Origin of the sequence: Sphingomonas horti, assembly GCF_009753715.1 — a bacterium.
GTDB classification, from domain to species: Bacteria; Pseudomonadota; Alphaproteobacteria; order Sphingomonadales; family Sphingomonadaceae; genus Sphingomonas_B; species Sphingomonas_B horti.
Map to the genome: position 1 here is coordinate 1 of NZ_WQMS01000007.1, position 2,500 is coordinate 2,500.

At 66.8% G+C, this 2,500-nt stretch carries 2 protein-coding genes, 1 tRNA gene and 1 pseudogene (1 of these 4 cut by a window edge); 2 read left to right on the top strand and 2 right to left on the bottom strand.

Annotated features, from left to right (window positions below):
• Positions 1 to 305, top strand: a pseudogene (locus tag GON01_RS16625) (right-handed parallel beta-helix repeat-containing protein); the annotation flags it as partial.
• Positions 306 to 368: 63 nt separating this feature from the next.
• On the opposite strand, the gene GON01_RS06155 reads toward GON01_RS16625, so the two are convergent.
• A tRNA-Gln gene (locus GON01_RS06155) sits at positions 369 to 442 on the bottom strand.
• Between the two features lie 195 nt (positions 443 to 637).
• Complete coding sequence (locus GON01_RS06160) at positions 638 to 1,606, bottom strand: isopenicillin N synthase family dioxygenase (protein WP_157026514.1); 969 nt, start codon at positions 1,604 to 1,606, stop codon at positions 638 to 640.
• A 120-nt stretch (positions 1,607 to 1,726) separates the two neighbouring features.
• Here GON01_RS06160 and GON01_RS06165 point away from each other — a divergent pair, with 120 nt between their 5' ends.
• On the top strand, positions 1,727 to 2,500 hold the 5' portion of the coding sequence (locus tag GON01_RS06165) for a multidrug effflux MFS transporter (RefSeq protein ID WP_157026515.1). Its footprint extends 444 nt past the window's final position; 774 of the gene's 1,218 nt are visible here — the first part of the coding sequence; its start codon is at positions 1,727 to 1,729; the stop codon falls past the right edge of the window.

The following is a 2,500-nucleotide window of genomic DNA, read 5'->3' on the forward strand; positions in this document are numbered from 1 at the left end:
GCAACGGCGGCGCCGACACCCTCATGGGCGGACTCGGCCGCGACAAGCTGACCGGCGGCGAAGGGAACGATGTCTTCGTGTTCGGATCAGGCGATGGACAGGACCTGATCACCGATTTCAATGGCGGCGGAGCCGGGGATATCATTCAGCTGACGGGCCTTGGCTTGTCGAGTTTCGCGGACGTGCAGGCGAACGCATCACAGCTTGGTGCCGACACCGTGATTCAGCTGGGTAGCGGCCAGACGCTCACTTTGCAGCATTTCAACTTGGCGAGCCTCAGCGCCTATGATTTTCAGTTCGGCTGATCCGGACGGCTCACAAGCCGGCTGCCGGAACAGCAGACTGAGCAAGGCAATTTATCGTATCGCTGGATGCCCCGCGAGGATTCGAACCTCGATTGACGGAGTCAGAGTCCGTAGTCTTACCTTTAGACGACGGGGCACCGAGAGGCGGGCGACTTAGGAAGGGAAGGCGCGCCTGTCAACGAATTCGCTGTCCTACACGCAAGCCCTTGCCATATCTGGTGCGGGTGCCGAGTCGCCGCGCCTTCCCCCGCCCGCTGCTGATCGAGAAAATCGATCGAACTTGCCGGTGTGATCGACGGGATTTTTACCGCACCGCGAACTTTCCTGACCTTTCAGCCCGCCACCCCGTCGTCCTTCAGCAGGCCCAGCGTGCGCAGGCGCTGGTTCAGATACTCCTGGCTGCTGATCGGCTCCGGATAGCGGTTCGGGTTGTCGGGCGTGATGCAACCCGGCAGCGTCTCGATCACGAAATCGGGCGCCGGGTGCAGGAAGAAGGGCATCGAGTAGCGCGCCGTCCCACGCCTCTCGGGCGCCGGATTGACGACGCGGTGCGTGGTCGAGGGCAGCACATGGTTGGTCAGCCGCTGCAGCATGTCGCCGACATTGACGACCAGCGCCCCTTCGGGCGGCGAGATCGCCAGCCAGCGGCCGTCGCGGTCGAGCAGCTGAAGCCCGGCCTCCTCGGCGCCCAGCAGCAGCGTGATCAGGTTGATGTCCTCATGCGCGCCGGCGCGCACGCCCGGCGCTTCCGGCGAGACGGGCGGGTAATGGAGCAGCCGCATCACGCTGTTGCCGTCCCGCACCGGCTCGACGAACCAGTCGGGGGCAAGGCCCAGATAGACCGCGATCGCCGACAGCAGCTTGGCGCCGACCCGATCGAACTCGGCATAAAGCGCGAGGAACGTCTCCTTCAGCCCCGGCACTTCGTCGGGCCAGACATTGGGCGGCATCACGTCGGCGAAGCGGTGACCCGCCGGCAGCTCGCGGCCGACATGCCAGAACTCCTTCAGGTCGTTCTCGGTGGCACCCTTGGCCGTCTCGATCCCGAACGGCGTGTAGCCGCGCGCGCCGGCCTTGCCGGGCAGGTGGTACTTCGCCTTCACCTCGGTGGGCAGGTCGAAGAACGCCTTGGTCAGCGCCCAGCCGCGATCGATCAGCGCCTGGCCGATGCCGTGGTCCTTGATGACGCCGAAGCCGAACCGGTGGAAGGACGCGCCGAAATCCTGGGCGAAGCCGTCGGGGTCGTCCGCCTGGCGTGCGAGGGACAGCGGCGGAATCGTGGGAGAAACAGTGTCGAGCATCGGCGCTATCTAATGCAGCGCGCGCGCGCGCCCAAGTGCGGAGTTTTCCTGAGTGGCGGCTGCACGAGAAAAGTCGCCGAGCCCCTTCCCCTTCGGGCCGCGAACGGCCATCTGGCCGCGATGCATGCGCCGGCGCCTTCCCGACCCGAACTCGGATTCCGCGAGTTCGTCGCCCTGATCGCCGCACTGATGGCGATGACGGCGCTGCAGATCGACACGATGCTGCCCGCGCTCCCCGCGATCGGCGAGAGCCTGCACGTGGCGGACCCGAACGATCGGCAATGGGTGATTTCCGCCTTCATGTTCGGGTTCGGCGCGGCGCAGATCGTGCACGGACCGCTCTCGGACCGGTTCGGCAGGCGACCGGTGCTGCTGATCAGCCTGGCGCTGGGCATCGTCTGCAACCTGACCGCGGCGGTCGCGGCGACCTTCCCGCTGCTGCTGGCGGCGCGGGTGGCGGCGGGCGTGGCGACCGCGTCCTCGCGTGTGCTGTCGACGTCGATCGTGCGCGACCGCTTCGCCGGCGACGCAATGGCCCGGGTGATGAGCCTGATCACAATCGTCTTCATGGTGGTGCCGATCGCCGCCCCCAATCTGGGCCAGCTGATCCTGTGGCTCGCGCCCTGGCGCTGGATCTTCTATGCGCTGACGGCCGCCGGGCTGCTCACCTTCCTCTGGGCCGCGATCCGGCTGCCGGAGACGCTCGACCCGGCCAACCGGCTGCCGCTCAGCGCGGGCCGGATCGCGCAGGGCTTCCGCTTCGTCCTGACCGACCGGCTGGCGCTCGGCTATACCGTCGGCTCGACTGCGTTGCAGGGCGGCCTGTTCGGCTTCCTGCTGTCGGTGCAGCAGATATTCGAAGTCGAGTTTCGCGCCATGAACCTGTTCGCGCCG